Source organism: Providencia rettgeri, from assembly GCF_001874625.1.
Lineage (GTDB): Bacteria > Pseudomonadota > Gammaproteobacteria > Enterobacterales > Enterobacteriaceae > Providencia > Providencia huashanensis.
The window spans coordinates 206367-230993 of the sequence record NZ_CP017671.1; the positions used below are offsets into that span (position 1 = coordinate 206367).

General features: G+C 40.1%; 22 protein-coding genes. 19 read left to right on the forward strand and 3 right to left on the reverse strand.

What is annotated here, in order from left to right; genetic code table 11:
- Window positions 1-13 precede the first annotated feature (13 nt).
- From RB151_RS00970 to RB151_RS01060, 19 genes are all read left to right on the forward strand, one after another.
- Window positions 14-2080 carry an EscV/YscV/HrcV family type III secretion system export apparatus protein gene (locus RB151_RS00970; protein ID WP_042843342.1) on the forward strand — a complete coding sequence of 689 codons (2067 nt, stop codon included), beginning with the start codon at window positions 14-16 and terminating at the stop codon, window positions 2078-2080.
- Window positions 2081-2135: 55 nt separating this feature from the next.
- Window positions 2136-2543, forward strand: coding sequence for a type III secretion system protein (locus tag RB151_RS00975; protein ID WP_048605518.1), 408 nt, complete (start codon window positions 2136-2138; stop codon window positions 2541-2543).
- A gap of 16 nt (window positions 2544-2559) precedes the next feature.
- Window positions 2560-3852, forward strand: coding sequence for a type III secretion system ATPase SctN (gene sctN, locus RB151_RS00980; RefSeq protein ID WP_071547584.1), 1293 nt, complete (start codon window positions 2560-2562; stop codon window positions 3850-3852).
- Window positions 3849-4292 carry a hypothetical protein gene (locus tag RB151_RS00985; protein ID WP_048605517.1) on the forward strand — a complete coding sequence of 148 codons (444 nt, stop codon included), beginning with the start codon at window positions 3849-3851 and terminating at the stop codon, window positions 4290-4292. Before sctN ends, RB151_RS00985 begins: the two co-directional genes overlap by 4 nt.
- Window positions 4279-5667, forward strand: coding sequence for a hypothetical protein (locus tag RB151_RS00990; protein ID WP_071547585.1), 1389 nt, complete (start codon window positions 4279-4281; stop codon window positions 5665-5667). The genes RB151_RS00985 and RB151_RS00990 overlap by 14 nt, the downstream gene beginning before the upstream one ends.
- A 2-nt stretch (window positions 5668-5669) precedes the next feature.
- Window positions 5670-6596, forward strand: coding sequence for a FliM/FliN family flagellar motor switch protein (locus RB151_RS00995; RefSeq protein ID WP_042843349.1), 927 nt, complete (start codon window positions 5670-5672; stop codon window positions 6594-6596).
- 1 nt (window position 6597) lies between these two features.
- Entirely contained in the window at window positions 6598-7263 is a 666-nt protein-coding gene (locus RB151_RS01000) for an EscR/YscR/HrcR family type III secretion system export apparatus protein (protein WP_071547586.1), read from the forward strand.
- A 14-nt stretch (window positions 7264-7277) separates the two neighbouring features.
- Window positions 7278-7547, forward strand: coding sequence for a type III secretion system export apparatus subunit SctS (gene sctS, locus RB151_RS01005; RefSeq protein ID WP_042843351.1), 270 nt, complete (start codon window positions 7278-7280; stop codon window positions 7545-7547).
- On the forward strand, window positions 7547-8341 hold the full coding sequence (sctT, locus tag RB151_RS01010) for a type III secretion system export apparatus subunit SctT (RefSeq protein WP_071547587.1): 795 nt from the start codon (window positions 7547-7549) through the stop codon (window positions 8339-8341). The genes sctS and sctT overlap by 1 nt, the downstream gene beginning before the upstream one ends.
- 33 nt (window positions 8342-8374) lie before the next feature.
- Window positions 8375-9457: an EscU/YscU/HrcU family type III secretion system export apparatus switch protein gene (locus tag RB151_RS01015; RefSeq protein ID WP_071547588.1), complete on the forward strand. Its 1083-nt coding sequence runs from the start codon at window positions 8375-8377 to the stop codon at window positions 9455-9457.
- A 133-nt stretch (window positions 9458-9590) separates the two neighbouring features.
- Entirely contained in the window at window positions 9591-10109 is a 519-nt protein-coding gene (sicA, locus tag RB151_RS01020; RefSeq protein ID WP_042843355.1) for a type III secretion system translocator chaperone SicA, read from the forward strand.
- Between the two features lie 10 nt (window positions 10110-10119).
- On the forward strand, window positions 10120-12333 hold the full coding sequence (gene sctE / locus RB151_RS01025; protein WP_071547589.1) for a type III secretion system translocon subunit SctE: 2214 nt from the start codon (window positions 10120-10122) through the stop codon (window positions 12331-12333).
- 17 nt (window positions 12334-12350) lie between these two features.
- Entirely contained in the window at window positions 12351-13520 is a 1170-nt protein-coding gene (locus RB151_RS01030) for a hypothetical protein (RefSeq protein ID WP_071547590.1), read from the forward strand.
- Between the two features lie 12 nt (window positions 13521-13532).
- Window positions 13533-14627, forward strand: a complete 1095-nt coding sequence (locus tag RB151_RS01035; protein WP_071547591.1) for an IpaD/SipD/SspD family type III secretion system needle tip protein — start codon at window positions 13533-13535, stop codon at window positions 14625-14627.
- Between the two features lie 47 nt (window positions 14628-14674).
- Complete coding sequence (locus tag RB151_RS01040; RefSeq protein WP_071547592.1) at window positions 14675-16396, forward strand: hypothetical protein; 1722 nt, start codon at window positions 14675-14677, stop codon at window positions 16394-16396.
- Window positions 16393-16635 carry a phosphopantetheine-binding protein gene (locus RB151_RS01045; protein WP_071547593.1) on the forward strand — a complete coding sequence of 81 codons (243 nt, stop codon included), beginning with the start codon at window positions 16393-16395 and terminating at the stop codon, window positions 16633-16635. Before RB151_RS01040 ends, RB151_RS01045 begins: the two co-directional genes overlap by 4 nt.
- A 289-nt stretch (window positions 16636-16924) precedes the next feature.
- Window positions 16925-18310, forward strand: a complete 1386-nt coding sequence (locus RB151_RS01050; RefSeq protein WP_042843359.1) for an MFS transporter — start codon at window positions 16925-16927, stop codon at window positions 18308-18310.
- Window positions 18311-18390: 80 nt separating this feature from the next.
- Window positions 18391-19392 carry a LacI family DNA-binding transcriptional regulator gene (locus RB151_RS01055; protein ID WP_094301194.1) on the forward strand — a complete coding sequence of 334 codons (1002 nt, stop codon included), beginning with the start codon at window positions 18391-18393 and terminating at the stop codon, window positions 19390-19392.
- 24 nt (window positions 19393-19416) lie between these two features.
- Entirely contained in the window at window positions 19417-20403 is a 987-nt protein-coding gene (locus RB151_RS01060; protein WP_042843362.1) for a nucleoside hydrolase, read from the forward strand.
- Between the two features lie 37 nt (window positions 20404-20440).
- On the opposite strand, the gene RB151_RS01065 is transcribed toward RB151_RS01060, so the two are convergent.
- The 3 genes from RB151_RS01065 to RB151_RS01075 form a co-directional block, all read right to left on the reverse strand.
- Window positions 20441-21829, reverse strand: coding sequence for an amidohydrolase family protein (locus RB151_RS01065; protein WP_071547594.1), 1389 nt, complete (start codon window positions 21827-21829; stop codon window positions 20441-20443).
- A 152-nt stretch (window positions 21830-21981) separates the two neighbouring features.
- Window positions 21982-22932: a carbamate kinase family protein gene (locus RB151_RS01070; RefSeq protein ID WP_042843364.1), complete on the reverse strand. Its 951-nt coding sequence runs from the start codon at window positions 22930-22932 to the stop codon at window positions 21982-21984.
- Between the two features lie 76 nt (window positions 22933-23008).
- Window positions 23009-24571, reverse strand: coding sequence for a xanthine permease (locus tag RB151_RS01075; RefSeq protein ID WP_042843365.1), 1563 nt, complete (start codon window positions 24569-24571; stop codon window positions 23009-23011).
- Between the last annotated feature and the right edge of the window lie 56 nt (window positions 24572-24627).

A 24627-nucleotide genomic window follows, 5' to 3' on the forward strand; every position in this document is an offset into this window, starting at 1 on the left:
AATAAATAACTCTATGAAAAGCATAACTGGATTTTTATTACAAATCCGCCAACGGCCAGAGTTAATGGTATTGGTTATTATGGTGATGGTAATTGCGATGTTAATTATTCCATTACCTACAATATTGGTCGATTTATTAATTGGCTTAAATATTATGATTTCAGTCCTCATTTTTATGAGCTCTTTCTATATTACACGGGTACTGAATTTTCAATCATTTCCATCCATATTATTAATAAGTACATTATTTAGATTGGCGCTATCAATTAGTACTAGTCGTTTGATTCTATTAGAGGCGGATGCTGGGGATATTATTGCCACGTTTGGTGAGTTTGTTATTCAAGATAACTTAGTCGTTGGGATGGTGGTTTTTGCCATTGTGACTATCGTACAATTTATCGTTATTACCAAAGGTTCTGAACGTATTGCTGAAGTTGCCGCTCGCTTTTCTTTGGATGCGATGCCTGGTAAACAAATGAGTATTGATGCAGATTTACGTGCAGGTGTTATCGATGAGGCAACCGTTAAAGAGAAACGAGGCGATTTAGAAAAAGAAAGCCAGTTATTTGGTTCATTCGATGGTGCAATGAAGTTTATTAAAGGGGATGCTATCGCCGGTATTGTTATCATTTTTGTAAACTTAATTGGTGGTATCTCTGTTGGTACAGCCCAGCAAGGTATGGATGTATCAACGGCCTTAAATACTTTTTCATTATTAACGATAGGTGATGGTTTAGTTGCACAAATTCCAGCGCTGCTGATCTCTATTAGTGCGGGCTTTATTGTCACTCGTGTAGGGGGCAATGATAAAAACTTAGGGGAAAACATTGTCTCTGAGCTATTTGCCAACAATTTTACTATTTTAATTACTGGTTTAATTGTATTTTTCATGGGCTTTTTGCCGGGCTTCCCGACGAGTATATTTTTACTTCTTTCTGCTCTTCTTTTTGGGTTGTTTGGTGTTCGTCATTACAAAAACCGTAAGAAGAAAACTCATGAGACCCAACAAGAAAGTCAGTGTGTTAATCCTGAAGTGACCGAAGGGGAAACTCAGCGTGCAAATCAAGAATTTGAGGAAGAATATATTCCTGAAACACTACCCATTATTATTTCTGTTAATCAGGATTATAAAACGCATTTAGAAGAACATCGTTTTCTAACGCGAATGAAAAAAGATGTGTTTATTCGTTATGGGTATCGTATTCCTGATATTGCGATTAATTACTCTCCTATTGTACCCGAAAATAAAATTGTGGTTTTAATTAATGAAGTTAAAGCGGGTGAATACGATATTTATTTTCATGGTCATCGCCTATTAACACAAACTGATGAGTTGGAGCATCTTGGAATCGAATTAACCAAGTACACTGATGAATATGGTGTTACGAGCCATTGGGTTGCGGACCAAGAGAAACAAAGCATTGAACAACTAGGGTTATATAGCCGTGATGATATTACGGAAATGATTGATTGTGTTAGTACCTTGATGCTGCGTCATATTAATGAATTTTTTGGTATCCAAGAAACTAAAAACCTACTTGACGACCTTGAGAGAAAATACCCTGAACTACTGAAAGAGTGTTATCGCCATGTAACAGTACAGAAGGTTACAGAGGTTTTCCAGCGTTTATTGATGGAAAAAATATCAGTACGGAACATGAAGCTCATTATTGAAAATTTGGTGCAATGGGTACCTAAAGAAAAAGATAGTTTGATGTTAGTTGAGCATATTCGCAGTGGTATGGCGCGTTATATCTCTTCGCGTTTTGCCGTCGAGGGGCGTTTAAATGTATTAATGGTCAATTCAGTGACTGAAGACACGATCCGCCAAGGAATTCGCCAATCATCTGGAGGGGTGTATTTACACCTTGAACCAGAAACCAGTAATGCGTTGATTCAAGCAGCTGAGCTAGCGTTAGAAAATAGCTACTTGTCTGTTAGAGATATCAGCATGTTAGTGCCAGTTGATATTCGCCGTTTTGTTAAAAAAATCCTAGAGGCTCGATTCCCTGAATTGGAAGTGCTCTCTTTCAATGAAGTTTCTGAGACCGTAAAAGTTAACGTTATTAATACAATATAACCAATAGCAATTACCGATAGTAAAACATTATCAAATAAACATAAGGAATAAAAATATGAAATACCGTTTTGTAGAAGTACTAAATGAATATTTAGGTGAAATGGGACGTGATGATTTAATTAATACCCAATTAGATTGCCACTCGAATATTCAATTAGAAATGAATGATTCACCGGCAATTAATATTGACCTAACATCGGACGATATTATTATTTGGTGTGCTTTATCAGAGTGTAATTATAGCCGTTTAGATTCGGTGAGCGGTTTATTATTGAAATCTATGATGGAGTATCCGCCTAATAATTTCCAAGTTGGTCAGCCTGCTTTAAATTTGGTTGATGACACGCTTATTTTATCTGCAGTTTTAAAAAATTCAGCTTTGAATGAAATGTCATTATTTTCAAATAGTTTTGAAGAGTTTTTTGAGCGCGCAAATGTATTGCGTGATCAACTTTCAGCCTAAATTATCAAGATAAAAAATGAAACTCTTTGATATCTGCGCGCATCCTGCGCGCATTCATGGATGCCTAATTGAAGCACCCCTACAAGGGGTGTTTATTGGTGAAATTTGTTTTATCGAACGGTCTATTTCGCATCCAGAGATTATTGCGAAAGCCCAAGTTGTGGGCTTTAAAGAAGGTTTAACTGTATTAAGTTTAATTGGGCGTATTCAAGGTTTAACGCGTGAGGTGGTTATTCGCCCAAGTGGCTACCCATTTGTTTTTTCTGTGAATGAATCGTTGGCAGGGAAAATTTTTAATGCGGCGGGTGAGCAAGTTGGACAATTAACTGAGAATGCTGATGAAGTTTCTTATCTTGATAACCGTTTGCAACGGATTGATAGTCCACCGGCTAACGTTACACAACGGCGTCCAATTGATGAGCCTTTAATGACAGGTGTCCGTGCAATAGATGGGCTATTGACCTGTGGTTTAGGGCAGAGAATTGGTATTTTCGCTGCGGCGGGAAGTGGAAAAACGTCATTGATGAATATGATCATTAACCATGCTAGTGCGGATATTCATGTGGTGGCTTTAATTGGGGAACGAGGTCGAGAAGTTATTGAGTTTATAGAGGAATTGAAGCATTCCCCTCATGCTGCACAAACTATTTTAGTGTATGCCACATCGGATAGTCCGCCAATAGAGCGTTGCAATGCCGCATTATTAGCGACGACTATTGCGGAGTATTACCGTGATTTAGGGCGTAACGTGTTGCTATATGTTGATTCCATGACACGCTACGCAAGGGCGTTACGAGATGTTGCATTGGCAACGGGGGAATTACCGGCAAGGCGTGGATACCCTGCCTCTGTATTTGAGCAATTACCCATGTTACTCGAACGTCCCGGGCGTTTGAAACAAGGTGCCATTACGGCTTTTTATACGGTTTTGCTTGAGAGTGAAGATGAGGCTGATCCTATTGGTGACGAAATTCGCTCAATCCTCGATGGACATATTTATCTTAGTCATAAACTTGCTGGCCGGGGTCATTATCCCGCCATTGATATTTTGCAAAGTATCAGCCGTGTTTTCCCCAAAGTCACTTCACCAGAGCATAGAAAAGCCGCGGGCGAAGTACGTGAAATGCTTGGGAAACTTGAGCAACTTCAGTTGTATTTAGATTTAGGTGAATACCGTGAAGGGGAAAATGTGGATAACGATAGGGTACTAGCAAAGCAAACGGATATTGAAATGTTTTTAAAACAAGGGATGGAACAGCCTGAAAGTTCTGAAGATATATTGACGCAACTCAATCGATTAGTGTCATGAGTGTTAAAAACTTATTACTTCTCACTGAGCGCCGCTTAGATAAAACACGGCAAGAACAAGGAAAAATAAACTTAGCTATCTATGAATTACAGCAAAATATTTCCGAAGTTCAGGAGCGGGTCAGAATTTTAGCGGCACAAGTTATTTTATATGAAAATTCTCAAGAACTAAAACCGATTGCATTTTGGGAACGCCAACGCCTCAAAGCTGCAGTTTTGGCAAATATTGCGCAATTTGAATATCAAATCGACAGCATGTCGGTACAAATAGAAAAATACCAACAATTAGCAGAACAAATAAAAGCACAGGCACTTTTGTTACACAACAAGTGTGAAAAATTCCAAAAATATCTCAAACAGCAACGTACTAAACAATGTTTAAAATCAGAGCGTCAGCAGCAACATGAAATAGAGGAGCTATTTGTTCATGTCAGCAATTAAATCACTTTCGAGTGAAAAAGTAATCAATAATACCACTGAGCTAGTTGGAGCAATCGTAAAACCAACACATGGCTATAACCAACAAGGTAAAGAAAACGTAAATGCTCTTTCTTTTCAGCGACTCGCTAAGAAAGTCGCAAATGTTTTTGCACAAAAGACATTACTTAAACCAAAAACACAATCCGATTTTGCGAGTAATACCCTATGTTTTGGGGGGCAATATACTGCTTCTATGGGGATTGCGGAGCCGGTCGTTTCTATGCCTTTACGCTATTTACCCCAAAATACAGACCACATGATGTTGGAAACTGAACCGCAGAATGTATTGCAAGTGGAAGCGCTGATTGTAGAACATTTTACTCCCCAATTAGAGATAGATGGCACATGGTTACTTAACGGTGAGTCTAACCCGTTGTTATTAGAGGGGAATGAGGAAGATAGCACATTGATTCTAGGCGATGTTCAAGACGATTTAGAAGATTATACGCTGTTAGATGATGATATTCCGTTAATCAATATGAGTGGTATGCCAATTCTTCATACACACAATTCTGATGCAGTGTTAAAGCCGAATAGCTTATTGCGTTCATCCGGCGCAATGGAAGGTGAGGCTACTGAACAACCGGTGTTAAATTTATTCAACAATGAAAATGATGTGAAAGCTTCAGTTGCGAATAAAGGTCAACAGCATGTTTTTTCTACCCTGTTGTCCCCCGAAAAGCCATTTATCTCAGAGGTGATTACCGCTGAAAAAATGATGGGGTCACCAGAGTCAATACAGACAAGTAGTGAGGGGCAAAGCAGTAATGAGCATGGGGTAGCGGCCTTAGAAACAATGCTAGAAGGTCACCAACCGAGTGTTGATGAGCATGCAGGAATATCCACAGAGCGTTTTATGCAAATTCTGACGAAAAGTGAGAAAAACCAGTCCGTTTTGCAAGAGAACACAAATAATGATGGCGCTAATATAGCTCGAAATAGCCCGATGCCTGTTGAAGTTGCGATGGCGCCACAGGCTCAGGTTGCCGTGGGGACCCCAGCTAGCGAGCTGTCTTCGACCGCGCAAAAGGTGGAACAATGGATTGAGCATAGTAATGCAATTAAGAATGCTCAAGTGAATGAGAGTTCACCGCGAACCTTAACTTATACCTTTCAGCAATGGAAGAATGCACCGTCGGTAACGTTTGAATTAGCGACAAAAACAGATGTTATTGCCTCTACCTATAGCCGCGAGGTACAGCATGTGTTGCAGGACAATAAACATTTATTAAGTAGTGAAAAAAATATTTATTTCCGCCAAGAACAAGAACGCGGTCAGCATGACCAACAGCAAAAACAGCGTCAGCAGGAACAGCATCAGCAAGAAGAAGATTAAATATGTTGAAAATTCGGCGAGTCAGTCAGCGAGAAAGGCAGTTAAAAACTTGGCAGCAACAATACCAAGTCGAGGTGGTTACCCACGGTACACATTCACAGCAGCGTTATTTCAATGTGTGTTTACAGAAGGAAATGCAACAGGTGAATGTGTTGACGCATGTTGAGGATTGGTGCCGGTATCGCTGGCCTGACTTGGCACATTATGCATGGAGTTCATTAAGTAGCCAAATGCTCTGTGACATTTTTGCTTTCGAAAATAAGGACAAATGCTTTTTTGATAGCCAGTTTAATTACCAATCGGTTGAAGTTATTGATGGTAACGCGATTAACCAGTTTAGTTTGTCTGTGAAAGAAAAGCATCTTGGAAAGGCTTTTCTTTGTGCTCCAATTGACGGTTTGGCAGTACGTGAGCAAGCAAATGGTGGTTTGGAAAACCTCTCACTCCTCGCTGATTGGGTGTTAGGGGGCAGTTATATTAGCCTCTCATTACTGCGTTCATTAGCACTGGGAGACGCACTTTATATTCAGCAACTACAGTTGCACATGTTGGTCGCTGGGCGTGTATTTGCTCGGTTCCAAAAACAAGAAGAAGGCTTATTTATGATTGAAGAAATATTATTACAAGAAGACGGTACAGATACCCAACCGACAGAAGAATATCAAGATGAAATTGAACGCCCATTTAATTTAGCAGATATGAATGTCAAACTTACATTTGTATTAGGTCATAGTGATATTGCGGTTACTGAGCTTAATAATATCCAACCAGGTTCTATTTTTTCTATTGGGGAAAATAAAGAACGCGAAGTTAAAGTCTATGCAAATAAGCAACTCGTTGCTGAAGGTGAGCTTATTTACTTAGGTGATGATAGTGAATTAGGTTTGGAAATCACTCGCATAATTAGCCTAGGTGACTCAAGGGTTTAATATGCCAACGGTACCACAAGAAATCCCTTTATTAGCATTAGTTGCATTTTCAACATTATTACCCTTTATTATTGCCGCAGGAACGTGCTATTTAAAAATATCGATTGTATTAATTATGGTTCGTAATGCAATGGGTGTACAGCAAGTTCCTTCGACCATGGTATTGAATGCAATTGCTCTATTATTATCTCTATTTGTGATGATGCCAGTATTGCAGGACGTGAATAACTATATGCGCCAAGAAAGCGTCGACTTTAGTAATGTTGAATCGATTGATAACTTTGTTGATGACGGGCTAGGACGCTATAAAACGTATTTGCAAAAGTATTCTGACCCACAATTAGTGACTTTTTTCGAATCCCTTCAACAGGGGCGTACTGAAGACGAAATTAGTAAAGCAGAAGCCGAACCAACATTATTTTCATTATTACCTGCTTATGCGTTAAGTGAAATTAAATCTGCATTTGAAATTGGCTTCTATGTGTACTTACCATTTGTTGTTATCGACTTAGTTATTTCCAGCATTCTATTAGCATTGGGAATGATGATGATGAGCCCTGTAACTATTTCAGTTCCTGTGAAATTAATTTTGTTTGTTGCTATTGACGGATGGACGTTAATTTCCAAAGGGTTGGTAATGCAATATTTTGAACTTGCACAGCATTGACGTGGGATATTGATATGGATGAAATTGTATATATCAGTAATAAAGCAATGTTATTAATTGTTGTTTTATCAGCAATCCCTGTCATTGTTGCGACGGTTGTCGGGTTATTAGTAGGGTTAATACAAACCGTGACCCAACTGCAAGAACAAACGCTACCTTTTGGCGTTAAGCTATTAGCTGTATTTGGTTCGTTATTTATGATCTCCGGGTGGTTAGCCGATAAGGTAATAAATTATACAATAGAGGCAATTACCATTGCGATTCCTGCGGTAGGGTTACTCTAATGAGCCAAGAGTTAGTTTCGCTGGCATCATATTTGTTTTTTTTGTTTCAGCAAGAACTCATAAAACTAGCATTAGCATGGTTACGAATAGCGCCCGTGATGTTCTTTTTGCCTTTTTTTAGCAATAAGCTATTAAATGGAGGGGTCATCAAAAACTGTGTAGTTATGTATATTGCATTGGGGTTATGGCCATTTTTTGCAGGGGCAAATATTCAATGGGATCAAACAAATTTAGCTGAAATTTTTTTATATGAAATCGTAGTCGGTTTAATATTGGCTTTCATCTTAGGTTTACCTTTTATGATCGCAAGTGTGATTGGTGAGCTAATTGACACTCAGCGTGGTGAAACCATTAGCAGTATTGTTGACCCTGCAAGTGGGACGGAAGCGTCTGAACTTGCTGTTTTCTTGAGTTACATTGTTTGTATGGTATTTTTAGCGCAAGGAGGGATGTATCAACTTTCTGTAATTTTTGCACAAAGTTATCATTTGCTGCCATTGGGGCAAGGGTTTTCCTCTTTTAATAGTCTGCCTCTGGGGGAATGGTTGAATAACATGGTATTAAAAGGTGTTATTTTAGCTGCGCCGATTATTGTAACTTTATTTATTACAGAGGTTGCACTAGGTTTATACTCCCGCTTTTGTCCTCAATTAAATGCGTTTTCATTATCATTGGCAATAAAATCAATAATTGCATTTATTGTATTCTTACTTTATTTTCAAAATGAAGTGCCAGATATATTAGTAAATATGATTTCATTGTCACCATTACAAAGTGTTTTTCTTGCTGATTAATTTTAATTAGGCTAAGAACTATGGTGAAAAATTATGGCAGAGAAAACAGAGAAGCCTACTGACAAAAAAATTAAAGACTCCGCTAAAAAAGGGCAAAGTTATAAAAGTAAAGATTCAGTAGCAGCGATTGTATTAGTCGTAAGTGCTTTTGTATTCGATGGAATGACAAGTTTAGAAGACTTGGCATTTTTAATGAGGAAAATACTACAATCACCGTCGAATATTAATATCGATACTTTACTCTGGGAGTTTTTTGTTATTTTTATTGGTGTTTTATTACCTATTTTACTAGCATGTTTTTTAGCGGGAACAATAATTTCATTATTACAAAGCCGTTTTAGGCTCGCAACAGAAGCAATAAAGCTTGATTTTACTAAATTAAATCCTATCGCGGGCTTAAAAAAAATATTTTCTTTGAACTCACTAAAAGAACTGATCAAAGCATTTTTATATTTAATTGTATTTATTGTATCTGCAGTGGTCTTTTTTTATCTTTGGCGGCACGATATTTTTATGCTTTATCGTACTGTCATCGATGGGATGATCCATCAATGGGCAAGCTTATCGACTACATTTATTGTGGTATTTTTGTCTGTTGCATTGTTGATTATTTTAGTGGATATGATCACTGAGTTTTTCTTATTTATTAAAAACTTAAAGATGGAAAAACAAGAGGTTAAAAAAGAGTATAAAGATAACGAAGGGGACCCTCATATTAAAAGTGCACGTAGAGGGTTGCATCAAGAGTTGTTATCAGAAGAAGTTAAATCTAATGTCCGTAATTCGACATTTGTTATGGCCAACCCCACTCATATTGCAATGTTAATTTATTATGATTCAGATATTGCTCCATTACCCTTTTTACTGTCAAAAAGTCGAGGTATGCAAGCTAAAGCTATTATTAAATATGCTGAGCAACAAGGTGTCCCAGTTGTTAGGGATATTCCTTTAGCAAGGAACATTTGGCGGTTATATAAGAAAGACAGTTTTATAGATGAAAATGGGTTAGAGGAAATCATGCAAATTATATCTTGGTTAATTAGGGTCGAATTAGTGAAAATGGGAATAGATGTGGATGAAGCTTTGAATGAATTAATGGGGAAGGAAAGACATTGATTTATAATTTTCTCGAATGAAATTAAATAATTCATAGAATAAATCGTTTTTTTAAAGCCAAAAAAAATCTGATTAATTATGATGCAAAAGTAAAAATGCATCATATATTCAATATTAATGCAAAGGTAAATAAATGAATAATACCCAATATGAAGAATCACAAAATATTGATATGGACGAATTGCTCGGAAATATCACAACAGCACTAATGGATGGTGCGACTTATAAAGATATCCATGGTATCCCACAAAGTACAATGGACGGTATCTATTCCTATGCTTACGAATTTTATCAGCAAGGAAAATTAAAAGAGGCTGAAACTTTTTTCCGCTTTTTAAGTATTTATGATTTTTATAATACAGATTATGTCATGGGGCTTGCTGCAGTTTATCAATTAACGAAACGTTATGACAAGGCCACTGAATTGTATGCTTTAGCGTTTGTTCTTGCCAAAGACGACTACAGGCCGTTATTCCATGCGGGGCAGTGTAATTTAATGATGAAGAAAAGTAGTGCGGCACTGCATTGCTTTGAAAGTGTATTGGAAAGCAGTACTGATGTTGATTTACAAAACAAATCACAGGCTTATTTAACGGCATTAAAGAAAAATCTTGCAACAGTAGAGCCCAAGGACCCAAGCTCTAATACTTAAGGATATAAAAATGGTTGATATTTCAAATAGCGGAAATAGCGAACGAATAAAAAATATTCACACTTTTCTGAAGGGTGAGAACCCGTTAGCTTTGACGGAAGATATCACGAAATCAGTTCTAGTCTTAGAAGAAGCCTGCGGGGCATTAGCTTCAACAGAACAAATGAAACGTTCTCGTGCTGAAAATTCGCCACAATTAAATGCACCAAAAATGCGGGCGATGGCTAAAACAGCAAACCCGCAAGGGGCAAATTCGCCTCAGCAAGAAAAAAGCTTTAATGCAAAGTCGTTACTGATAGAAACTTTTTCAACAATACGCCAATTGTTGCACGAAGGGAATATTAGTGAGTTGAGTAACAAAATAAAGCTACTGAATGTAGAGTCTGAATCAATCAGAGAACAAGGTAATATCCTTTTAGATACTTTTAAGAAAAACACCGATGCATTGAGTCGCTTGCATGACCAATTTGAGGAGCAGCAAAAAGAAGATAAAACACTGCGAGCGGAGTTAAATAGCTTAAACAGACAATCTGATTCTTTACAAGAACAGTTCGAACAGGCTGGCCTTAAGCTACAAACTGCACAGGAACAATTAGCTGAAATCAATGAGTTAATTACCATACCTCCAGTCAACTCCACCGATGCAGAAGATATTGAAGCATTGAATAAATTGTCACAGGCAAAGCAATCTTTAACTCAGACAATTGAAGGGTTAACCAGCCAAAGCAATAAATTATTAGCAGATAAGCAACAGTTAAACCAATCAATAGCCACGCTAAATCACCAAATCAACCTATTAAATATTCAAGTACTGGCAACAGCTGAGTCGGTAACAAAACAGGCGGAAATTGCACAGGAAGATAGCCATAAGCTAAACCAGTTCTTTGAAAATGCGCCCCGCAGACCTGACATTGATGGTGATAAATGGGAGAACACGTTAGCACTTTTAACCATGCTAACGGCCCAGCTTAAAAAAGCGATGAACGAAGACTCTATTCGTAGCATGAAAGAGCAAGAAGAGGTCATGATGAAAATCAATGAAGCCTCTCGGAAAGACTCAGAGAAAAAAGCCAAAGAGGCCGCGGAAGCTGAACGTAAAGCGGCAGAATCAAATAAAGCCGCTTCTTGTGCGAGTAAAATTTTCAGTTATGTCTTATTGGCTGTTTCAGTGATTGCTACGGTGGCAACTTTTGGTGCTGCTGCACCGTTGACGCTTGCTATTGCCGCCATTGGGATTGCGATGTCAGTTGCAGATATTGTTCTGGAGGAAACGGGACATGGCAGCTTAATGCAAATGCTGGCAACTGAAATTTCTTCTGTAGTAACCGATATGCTGATTGAGTTTGGTGTTGATAAAGATAAAGCGCAGCAGATCGGCAGCATTGTTGGAATGATTGTTGCCGCGGTAGCGTTCTTAGCTGTCTCATTAATTTCAATGGGGTCGATGATAAAAAACATTGTTAACACAGTGAAAAGTGCCGCTAAATTATTAATGAAAAACGTGGGGACATTGCTAAAAAATACTATTAAAGCAATGCCTAAAAACCTAACGAATGCATTAGGGAATATTGCAAATAATACTGCCAAAGTAAGTGATTCAGTTGCTGATAGCGCAGACAGTATGGTGAAACTATCTAAGTTGGCTAAGTTATCGGATAAGTTTGATGAGGCAAAACATGTCACCAAAGCGATTAGCCAAGTGGTGGCTAAAGCTGAGAAATCCTCAGACTTAGTCTCCATTGGTGGGCAAATGGTAAAAGTGAGTGATTCTGTTGCGGATGGTGCAGGTAGCGTTGCGAAATTAAGCAAACTCACTAAGTTAGCTGACAAAGTTGATGATGTGAAAGATACGGTAAAAACTGTTGAAAAAACAATAGATAAAGCCCAAAAAATCGAGAAAGTGAAGAATCAAAGTGTGGCGATGGCAAAAGTGGAAGTCGTAGCAAAAGGCTCGGGTGCTGCGCTAACCGTAGCCAGTGCAGCAACAACAGGAGGACTCAATTTACATGCAGCATCTATGGGGGAAAAAATGAAGGAGATGCTTGCAGGGATGATGCTAAACAATGCGGCGATAGAAGCCATTACTGAGTTGCTAAATCAGTTAATTAAAGCCATGTCAAAGAATTATGAACAGTTTGATGAAATGTTCACAACCATGCTTAACGGTCTTCAGCAATCTAGCCAAAACAAAGTCGATATGATGAAAACAGCGCGTTATGCGTAAATTAAGGAGTAATTAAAATGACAGCCATTACTATGCAACCAGCGATTTCAAATAAAACTATCTTCAATACTGGAGGAATAACTAACTCTAAAGAGATACCTACATCAACGTTGGTAGGAGGAAGTCAGGAAATCAGCTTGTCTAATTTACCATCACTTATTGAGAATGAACTATCTGAAAAGCCAATATTAAATCTACCTGTAATTGGGCAGATGAAGCCAGAGCAATTAATATATGCGCTTTCAAGCCTTGATGTGCAAGAAATGGAAAATATTGAGCAGATCTCAAGCCTATTACAACCGAAAATTGCGAATGAATTGCAACGTATTTTTGAACAAGCAGAGCAAAAGGCAATTGGGCAAGTTGATTTAGCCAAGCCTCGTCAATTTCTTGGAATTATAAGTAGTGACATTATTGTAGAAATATCAAAACTTATTCGTAAAGTTGCCTCTGAGATAAAAATTTCTGACCGTCAAATAAGCACCGCTTTTAATGTGTTGAGTGGCAAAATGGTAGAAGCAGCAGCCGCATCCACAATTAAAGAAGGCAAAAAAATGATGGAAGGCGCTATTATCAATTTTAGTGTTTCTTTAGGCGTGAGTGGCGCAGGGGCAGCATTCCAAGCAAAATCGCTACATACCCAGAGTAAATCAATTAATACGAATTTAAAATCAGGTATTAACAATATCAATGCAGGTGACAGGTTATCGCAGCTAAATGGTCAAGCATATGCATTAACGGGTAAAACCAATGGTGGAGCTGTGTTAAAAGGCAAGGATGGATTGTCTATTGAACTAACTGATCAAGCCACAATGGGGCAAAAAGCATTAGTCGCTAAAAATGGTCAAGATGCCGCCAACAGTACGAAAGCTTATGGTCAAAATCAGCTTAACGAACACAATAATATTGCTACTAAAGAGAGTATAAAGCGTGGTGTTGCAGAGCAAGGCGCTCGTTTATCCGATAGTGCGGGGAATATGGCGGCATCAACATCACAGGCAGAAGCAAAAGCCCAAAGTGCTAACGCGATGATAGAGCAAGACATTTCATCCGCTGCGCGTAAAGTGTCTGAAAATGCGGATAAAGCGATTAGTGAAAGTGGTGAATTGCTGAAGAAAATGAATGAGACGCTAAGAGATGTTCGCGATGGCAATATACGCACATTCCAAGCTGTGGTAAAAGGCTAATAGGAGCTAATAATGGAGGTAATATTCTCAACTGTATTAGCCAATTCTCAAGTTTCCTATGTTAAGCCTTTTGTAGAAATGGATTTCCCGCCTATTGGGTCGGGTATTCTTATTGACCCGAATGCCGATATTTACCAGCAAGTGGACAGTTATTTTCAACAGTTGGGTTATGAAGTACCAAGCCCTGCAGTGCGCACCCAAGTAGAATCAAACCAACTTGCTCAAATCACTGAGCAAGTAAAAACGTTATTGCGTGAGTTAAAAATATCGGGAGATAAGGCGTCGAGAGTACTATTAGGCTTAAACGAAGAGTTTGAACTTGAACCTAGTGGCGCAACGATGATGCGAAAGAAATCATCGAATACATTACCCCCGATTGACGATGGTAGAAAGCACATTGGTGCCATTAGTGGCATGATTGATAATATTCATAAAGGTTACCAAAAAGAATTTGGTGAAATAATAAAAGCAACCACAAAATATATGCAAGGTGTGAATACGGCATTAGGTAAAATACCCGAATATATTAAAGCAGGAGACAGTGGAAAGATAAAACTGCAAAGAACAGCTTTATTAAATAGGCTAGATGAGCTTTTTGAGCCTTATACCGACCATAAAAAAGTAAGAGGAAATAAACCGTCAATTAAAGATTCTGATGCGGCAAACATTAAATACTATGAAGATTGGTCTAAGCCAGAAACTAGCGCCGAAAAAATCTATGAAATCAAATATAGTGAGCCTGTTTTTGAATTTTGGAAAAAGAAACTGGACGGCCAGGGATTTAAAGTCGAAACAAGAGGTTCTGATGATAGTAAAGTTATTCGAATTTATCCAGACCTGAAGCCACTACGCGAAATTATGAAATCAATCTATGATATTGATTCTTCTGGTGATGGGTGGGCAAGTAAAGGCGTAAATTTGCTTGCACAGAGCGTACAAAGTATGCAAACAGCGATTGACGCACAAAAAAATGTGATTAATAACTCTGTTTCACGTTTATTAGAAACATTCCGTCAAGATAATAGCCACTTTGATACATTAACTCAGTTGCTAGTTCAATTAATAAAAGATTTAAACCAATATAATAGTGGTTTTATCAGTATGTGATCTTTCTTGGTATAAATTAAAAATATTAATTATCATAAGGACTAACTATGATTAGTACTCAGAATAACTCTGGGATTCATAATATCTCTAATTCTTTTCATCATAATTCCGTTATTAAAGATGGTAATGTATTCGCTTCTAATTTAAATAATGTTCATTCATTAGATGCCGAAAGTGTTTTACCTAAAAATAATATTAAGAACGAAATGAATATTTCTGGTAATGTTGGTGACTTACACAGCAATAACCACCAACAGCAAATAGACAATATAACACAGCTAGTTATTAAGTCTAACAGTAACATTACTCGTAATATGGTGGCGAAAGTTTTAGGAGCAGGTAACCATGGCAGTACAACTCAGCAAGAGTTAAACCTTCGTCCAGAAACGGCTCTAGTGACATTAACGTTATTTGCTCCTGAAGAACTCCCCTCAGCATTAGTTTCTGCAGCCGCAAAATTAATTAAAGAAATAGATGGAATACAAGATTTAAATACGGATGAGAATATTGAGGTTACGCTAAAAAAAACACAGGGAAATTTAGATAAACAGTTAGATAAATTCTTATCGGATAATATTACACTGGAGAAATTAGCTATTTGTTATCAAGAAAAATATGTTGACTCTGCAATTAAACACCAACTTAGTGCGTTTTTTTCTGACGAGGTGATTAATAGCCGTTCAACGGATAGCTTTTTGGTGAGTGATTTAAATATACAAAAAGGAAGGGATATCGAAAATACTATAAAGGAGTACAGTAACCTTGAACAGAAAAAATATGGTGATAAATATCAGCATTTAAATAATTTATTTCGTTATATTGAACAAAAGATAGAAATTATTAGCCCATTAAAAATAAAAATGGCATTGAGTGAGCCTGTAAAATCAGCAACACCATCAGTGAAAACAGAGGATGACGTTATTGATGGCATGTATAATCCAACAGAAAAAATGGGTGCTCCATCATCCAAGATAACAAATAGTTATAATACAGAATATCACTATCACTTAGGCTCTCCATTTAGCGAAAATATTAGTCAGATAAGTCATCAAGAACCTGGAGTAAGTAACACATCGTTTCAGGAGCCTACACAGGCTACAAATGATAAGGATTCGGCATTACCACCATCGAAAAAACCACTAACACGTGTTGTATTCAGCCAGCCAGTACAAGAGCCCGATGTGGATTATGATATGGACAATGCTAAAAACCAGGAAAATACTGAAGTAAAACAGCCTATTATTGAAAAGCCAGTTACGGCATCTAATAAGGTATCACCGTTGAATAATACCTCTTTGGAGCCACAGGATAGCTCTCACTTGATTAGGACTGAAGCTTTGGAAGAGTCTCGTTTGCCATCAGGGGAAAAATCCATTGAGGCGAAGCCAAAAACAACGGAGTTTTTCATTAACACTCAGCCAAAAAATGATTTTACGGTTAACCGTTACCAGAAAGATGAAAATAATCATTGGGTGCTGAAAAAGCCTGATGCACAAAAACCAGTGACTTTAACGGCGAATGGAGCACTGACTCGTAATCAGTCAGATAAAGAGGTTTATCGTGGTGAACGTGAAGCAACAAAAGTCGTTGTGGATACTAGCTCACATCTCCCTAATGCGGGGTCGCTAGTGACATTAACTGAGCGTGGTGCACTGACGCGAGGCCAAGCGGAAAAAGAGCGTTATGCTGTTGCAACGGAAGAACAGATGAAACCTCTAAATGGTATTATTGGCTATCAGAACGCGGCGACTAAAGGTGGATCACAATGAGTCAAGTTCACCAACAATGGTTAGAAAATACTATTTATGCGCTGCGGGCTTATTCAGGTATTAAATTACGGGTTACGATGGATTCAAGTATTATCGAAGATCTGCATATTGACTCATTAGAAATGCTGGAATTGATAACGGAAATTGAGCGATACACTGGTTTGCCCCTTCTAGACGAAATCTGGATGAAATGGCGCTATTTACGCGATATTGTTAATTACCTATTGAGCGTGAAATGAAGATGAAAAGCCACTTACATATAAATAGTGGCTTTTCTATTTCCGTAATCAATATAACTAACATCGAGGTATTTTACATTTTCTGATTCTTTATGTTTTCCCCCAAAATTTCTTCTTTTATTTTCAGTCATATAAATTTCATATTTCTATCATCAAGTGATAATGCTCACAAAATAACATTCCCTCGTTTGCTTAATTCTACGCGCGTAGACTATCCTTTAAGTAAATAAAAATACCAGTTAGATTATTTTACAAATAGGCTTTGCGCCAATACCAAGGGTTTATGACTATGGCAACACATTTAAATACCGAGGCTAACCAACAAGCCGCACAAGAGCGGTTAAATACGCCTGAAGGGAAAAAAGATTTTCGCCGAGCGATTTTTTCCTGTTGGTTAGGGACAACCATGGAATATGCCGATTTTGCTCTCTATGGTTTAGCAGCAGGTATTATTTTCGGTGATGTTTTCTTCCCTGATGCGACGCCGGTTATGGCACTGTTATCCAGTTTTGCCGCGTATTCTGTTGGGTTTATCGCTCGCCCAATCGGTGCATTATTTTTCGGCTGGCTAGGTGATAAACATGGTAGAAAAATGGTGATGGTGATTACCATTGCACTGATGGGGATATCTACAACCCTAATTGGCGCAATTCCAAGTCACGCGCAGATTGGTGTTTGGGCGCCGGTTTGTTTGGTTATTTTACGGTTTGCTCAAGGACTTGGCGCTGGGGCTGAGCTATCTGGTGGAACTGTGATGCTCGGGGAGTACGCTCCGGTCAAGCGGCGTGGGTTAGTCTCTTCGATTATTGCCCTAGGTTCAAACAGCGGAACATTACTGGCTTCAATGATTTGGTTGATAGTCTTACAGTTAGATAAAGAAAGCCTCATGTCATGGGGATGGCGTATTCCGTTCCTTGGTAGTATTTTGATCGCGCTGGCAGCGTTATTTATTCGCCAACATATGCGTGAAACCCCTGTATTTGAACGGCAAAAAGCCCAACTGGCAGAGGAGCGTCGCCAAGCGTTGGCGTCTGATGCTGTAAGTCACCCTGTTGATAACCGTACCTTTTGGCAGAGAACGCGTGCATTTTGGACCATGGTTGGCTTACGGATTGGCGAAAATGGGCCGTCTTACCTAGCCCAAGGTTTTATTATTGGTTATGTCACCAAAATATTGTTGGTGGATAAATCGGTACCGACAACTGCGGTTTTAATTGCCTCGATCCTCGGTTTTGCCATTATCCCTTTTGCCGGCTGGTTATCTGACCGATTTGGTCGCCGTATTATTTACCGCTGGTTCTGCTTATTGTTAATGTTGTATGCAGTCCCCGCCTTTATGCTACTGGATTCACGGGAACCGCTGGTTGTGATCCCAACGATTATTGTTGGAATGGGGTTAGCATCTCTGGGGATTTTTGGCGTGCAAGCGGCATGGGGTGTAGAGCTATTTGGGGTACGTAATCGCTATACAAAAATGGCCTTTGCTAAGGAGCTTGGTTCTATTTTGTCGGGGGGAACAGCACCGCTTGTCGCCTCAGCGTTATTATCTTGGACTGGGCATTGGTGGCCAATTGCTATTTATTTTATGGGGATGGCATGTATTGGTCTAGTTACCACATTTTTTGCACCAGAAACGCGAGGCCGTGACCTTAACTTGCCAGAAGATGCAATATAAGTGAACGCAGGTGGTATATAAAAACCAGAGTGGCTGCTATTCTTTCGTAAGATAATAGTAAGTGAAAAAGGAATTGCTGCGTGCCTGATGTGAACTATCGTAAAGTGACGCGGGTAGATGTTGCCCGCGAAGCCGGAACTTCTGTTGCAGTGGTCAGTTATGTGATTAATAACGGTCCCCGTCCTGTTGCTGAGGCGACGAAACAGAAGGTGTTAGCGGCGATAAAAAAAACGGGGTATCGCCCGAATGGTATCGCTAAAGCACTGGCGTCTGGCAGTACACAAACCTATGGGTTGGTGATCCCTGATATCTCTAACCCTTTTTTGGCTTCTATTGCACATGCATTGCAACGTGAAGCTTTCAAGCATGGTCATGTCTTGTTATTAGGGGATGCAGGGGATTCCCGTGTGCGTGAAAAAGAACTGATTAACAACCTACTTTTACGCCAAGTCGAAGGGTTGATTTATACCAGTGTTGACCGTCATCCGTACATTGACCTGATCCAATCTTCGGGTACCCCTTGTGTGATGTTAGATAGGGTCGACCCTACCGAAGGCGTCAGTGCTCTTCAAGTCAATGAAAAGTTGGCAGCCTATAAAATCACTCGCCATCTCATTGAGCATGGTTTTAAAGATATTGGCATTATTTGTGGGCCCATTGAAATGCTTAATACCCAAGACCGGTTAAGTGGTTGGGAAAACGCTTTGGTAGAAGCCAACCTTGAAATACAGCAAAAATGGGTTATTGCAGGGCAATATACGCGTGATTGGGGTTACCAAGCTATCTATCAAATGCAGAAAATAGGGTTCCCTGAGGCCATTTTTGCAACCAATGAGTTACAAGCTTTTGGTTGTTTGAAAGCCTTAGCTGAACTAAAACTGCGGGTACCAGAGGACATTGCTCTGGTGTGTTTTAATGGTACTGTGCAATCGGAGTATACTGTTCCTACACTCACGACTGTTCGACAACCTGTTGATAAAATAGCAGAAAAAGCGATACAGATTCTACAAAACTGGCCAAATAAAGAAGCCATTTGTGAGGTGGATTTTGAGCTACAAATTGGGCACTCCTGCGGGTGCTGATAATGTATTATTTCAGGGAAATTTATGCGTGTAATTATTGATTGTGACCCGGGAAACGGCGTTGCAGGCGCGAATGTTGATGATGGGCTTGCTCTTGCACTTGCGATAGCAGCGCCAGAAATTCAACTAGAGATGATCACAACCGTTTCAGGGAATACGCCTAGTGAGGTTGGTTTTAATGTGGCCAGCCATTTAGTCAACTCGCTGAATGAGGACATTCCTGTTTACCGCGGGGCGTCATCGGCACTAATTGAAGCTAGCGGACCATGGCGCGAATTATTAGATAATGGCGCACAGCGGGCGCAACTTAACTATTTGTGGGATAACCTTCCCCCTGTGCCTGCTTTACCTAAATCAGCACCAGAAGCTGCGTGGCGTATTGGTGAGCGGGTGTGTCAGAACCCGCATCAGGTCACTATTATTGCGATTGGTCCTTTAACCAATATCGCCATGGCCATGCAATTGTTCCCTGAAATGGCAGAGAAAGTGGCTGAAATTGTTATTATGGGAGCGGTATTTAATGTCCCTGGTTATATTAAAGATACCAATTTTGGGCTAGACCCAGAGGCGGCCCATGCGGTTTTGAATAGTGGTGCCAATATTACTTTAGTGCCAATGGATGTTACGGTACAAACACAGATGGTACAGAGTGACCTCGATAAGTTTTCTGTACTTCAATCCACATTGAGCCAATTTCTTGTTAATACTATGCGCCCGTGGATTGATTATTCCCGGGCTACGCGTCAGCTGGCGGGGTGTTGGGTTCACGATGTGTTAACCGTTGCATGGCTATTAGATAAAAGCCTAGTAACCTACGAGAAAAAACAAGTGGGTATTGAGCTGCAAGGGGCATTACGTGGAAAAAGCTATTATTATGATGCGTTACGTTTACGAGTCGGTATTCCTGAGCCAATGGCAAAACCGATTACAGTATTACAAACTGTAGATAATCAAGGTTTACTGGGTTTAATTTTTGCCTCGGTTAGCCGATATACTGCAAAGCCAGCCTGAAGCTAGCGCCATGCGGCGCTAGTTCAATGAACTGACATTAAGCTATCGATTTTTGCATTGTGCCGTAGGCGAGTTTGCCTTTATGGAAAGAGGCATGCCTTGGTGAAATTCGCGCAACGGCCTCAGCTGAGCAAGATGCGTCGACGAGAACAAAGCTAGCATCATCGCCTTTGGTGGGCCAAATTTGCTGGCCTTTGGTATTTAATGGCAAAATATTCCCTGTCGCAATTGCTAAAGCGCGAGACAGTGCCAGTTCATCTGGGCGAGTATACAACTGAGCATACAAGTTGGCTTTTTCGAGCATATCACCCAGCCCAAACGGTGACCAATGGTCGATAACGCTGTCTGTTCCGGTCATCACAAATACGCCATTATTATTTAATATTTTCAATGGCATATGTAATGTACCTATCGGTACTGTTGAGGCGATAGTAATTTGTTGTTCCGCCAGTTGCCTTGCGGTTTTTTCGGCTTGTTCTGGGCTCAGTGTTGCAAGAGCAAAGGCATGGCTAATCGTTACTTTACCGCGCAAACTTGGGTTTTCATTCACTGTTTTGATCATATACTCGATGGCAGCAAAACCCGCAGGGCTGGTTTCATGTAAATGAATGTCTACGCCTTTATTATAATCGAGAGCGATTTGGAACATCGTATCGAGAGATTTTTCCATTGCCCCATCAACGTTAGTGGGGTCTAAGCCTCCCACATAATGGGCGCCAGCTTGCATGGCTTCGCGCATTAAGGGTTCTGATTTTGACAACAATAACCCATGCTGTGGGAAAGCGACAATTTCACAAGTTAAATCTTGTTGGTGTTCATTAAGTACTTTTTGTAGGGTTTCTAAATTTTTTAACCCAGAAACGGGTTCGATATTACAATGGCTTCTGGCAATGGTTGATCCATGGGATTGGATCAACGTGATCAGCGCATTGGCTCTTTCTTCGGTGAAGGGTTGCAGTTCAGGTAACAGTTTCTGCTCTAGGGTGATCATATCCATAATTGTTTTACCTTCACGTGACTGTGGCGCTTGCCATGGCCCGCCATAGAAGGTTTTATCAAGGTGGATATGCATATCGCGAAACGCCGGTAGCATCAATTTGCCTTGAGCGTTATAAGCATTTAGCTGGTGATTAGCATGTTGTTTATTCGGTAAAATGGCGACAATTTTACCTTGATCGATTTCAACCGTTTGCAATGCGGTTTTAGTGCCAATCACCGTAGTATCGCGGAAATTAAAGCCTGTTTCGAGTAATACATCGTCAAGGTAATAATGGCTGTCGGTAATGCGAGTAATATCGGATGACATTGTGGGTTGATTTTGCGCGGATGCAATACCTGATACGGTACCAAAAAGGGTACAAGCAGCGGCGACTTTGGCGCTAGTGGAAAGGAACTCTCTTCTGCCGGATGATTGGTCTGCTTTCATAGAAACTCCTTGTGATCATGAAATAGAGTCGAATTTCCAGTTTTTGATCAGCAGTTCACCATCCAGATCGCTATTTTGCGATCTGGGGGTGATATTGAGACATTAACGAGAAACTCTAGCGTTCCAAAATAATGGTACGTTGTAAATAACCCTTACCCTTGGATGATATGGGTTCCCGTCTCACCTCGTAAGGCTTCCGGTAGTTTTTCTGGTGTGGTGATAATCACACGTTTACCGCCATTGGCAATAAATGACAGGCTCGCTTCGATTTTCGGTAACATACTGCCTGCGGGGAAATGGCCTTCTTCCATATAGCGTTGCATGTCGCTAGTGGTCGTTTCACCAAGAGCTTTTTGCTCTGGTTTACCGAAGTGAATGCAGACTTTTTCGACACCGGTAGTAATAATCAAAATATCGGCATTTAATTCTTTCGCCAGTAATGTCGTGGAGAGGTCTTTATCTATCACTGCATCAACGCTTTGGTAGCCACCATCGCCATTTTGAATAACAGGAATGCCACCGCCTCCAGCTGCAACCACTACGTAGTCATGTTCCGTTAAGGTACGGATCGCTTTTGATTCAACCACACGTTTTGGTTCTGGAGATGCGACTACTCGGCGATAGCCTCGACCGGAATCTTCGACAAAATGCCAGCTCGGGTTCGCTTGTTGTAATTCTTTAGCCTGTTGTTCTGTAAAAAATGCACCAATTGGCTTGGTTGGGGCGCTAAAGTTAGGGTCGTTCTTATCGACTTCAACTTGTGTAACAACTGTAATAGCTTGGCGATTGTGACGTTTCGCTAGCACGTTAGTGAGTGCCTGCTGAACTAAATAGCCAATGCCACCTTGAGTATCAGCGACGCAGTTAGCAAGGGGGGTTAACGGCAAACCTTCTGTTTCATGGGCTATTTCAGCGCGGCGTAGGTCTAATCCAACTTGGGGTCCATTTCCATGGGTCAAAACAATGTTGTAGTTGCCCTCAAGCATGTCACTAATATGCAGTGCCACTTCTTGAACGGCTTTTTCTTGAGCTTCGATAGACTGGCTGTTGTTATCTTTGATAATACTGTTGCCCCCGATGGCAACAACCACGAGTTCTTTCATTGTTAATGTTTCCTGATACAGAGATTTAGCTCACAGCCGGTGTACTGTAGACACCGGCTATAAAAGGTTGGTTTGATTACACTGACTTACTGAGTTTCTCAGATTGTTCAGCTTGTTGTTCTTCCACCGATTTACGGCTATCTAAAAAATATTTGAGTACAAATAAAGCTGCCATCATGAGGTAAGCGTAAACAAACATCAAGGTTGAACCGGTTGCAATTCCTACTGCTGGGGAGTGAATAATTCCAAAGAATACTAATATTGCGCCAGCTGCCGCAGCAATTGCCCCACGTAGTGGTTGGTTGAGGATAGCGAAGATAGCGATACAACCCCATAGCATACTTGCCAATGGCGCACCGTTACCTAAGTGTACAAGGCCTTGATAATAAACACCTTTGTGTAGTAATGTTTCAACGCCTATTGCACTTGCTGACGTCCCTGCGGCCCCCATCACACTGTTGACCATAGTGAGCGCCCAGTTAGCAATCCATGGGAATAGACAGATAAAGATAACAGGCACTTCAATCTTCGGTGTTTCTCGTACCACTTGGTTGGCAGTGACAACACCGATAAACACCAATATTGGTACGATAGCTGTCATTGGAATGATAGCGAGCATGAATGCACCGATACCAAACAATGGGACAATAAACATGGTGATACCTGATGCTAGCGTATAACCAACACTGGCCCCCATTGCTTTCCAGCCAGCATGCCCAACATAAACAGTGACTGGGAATGGGTTACCCATGAAGCAGCCAACAGTTGAAGATAAGCCGTTAGCTAACATAACCTTACGGGTATTGTATTCATCACCTGCAGCGTGAGCACTTTCAATGTTTTCAAGGTCAAAGATATAGTTTGCTAAGCCCAATGGTACCGCAGAAGCTAAATATGGAAGTGCATGCGGTAAGCCTTGGAAGAAGCTGTCAATATGAATCCCTGGAGGGTTAAAGCCGAATGACGCCATAGAGTCTTTTATTGCCTCTGCACTTTGCAGCCCAGAAGCCCACGCAAGTACTGTTCCCGCGATAAGCAATAATAAACCGGTAGGAATACGTGCAAAGATAGGCTTTTTACCAAACCAGTTAATGAAAATTAATAATAAAACAATAAATGAAACGGTTGGTGCTTCAAAGGCTTGCAGCATTGGGTTCATTGCTAGCAATAATAGCCCAAGCCCAGAAAGACAAGATAACAGCACCGTACGAGGGATCATTTTACGGATAGTTTCGCCTAAGAATGAGCCACCAACGAGGATCATTGATTCAACGAAACACCAAACCAATGCGATTTGGATGGCAAACTCAGCATTCTGCGTGGTTTGGTACACCGGCATAATGACTAAGAAGGTCACGGTAAAGATAGAAGGTGCACTTGGCCCTGATGGCAGAGCGGTTACATCGCTGCGCCCTGTTTGTTTGATCATTTGCTGGCCAAAGTAAGCATAGCTAATACTGGCAAGTAAAACGGCGAGACCAAAAGCGGGTGCAATGCGACCATAAACAAGTTCAGATGGGATACCAACAACGAAAATTAATAAGCCCATCATGGTGAGTAGGTTAGTTAAGTTATTGGTCATTAAGCCAAAATAGGCAGCCAAGTCCCCACGTTTCCACTTTATATTAAATATACTCATATAGTATTCCCCTGTATACCCGTCATACTTTGAGCCACAGCTGTGTTGGCTGCTCT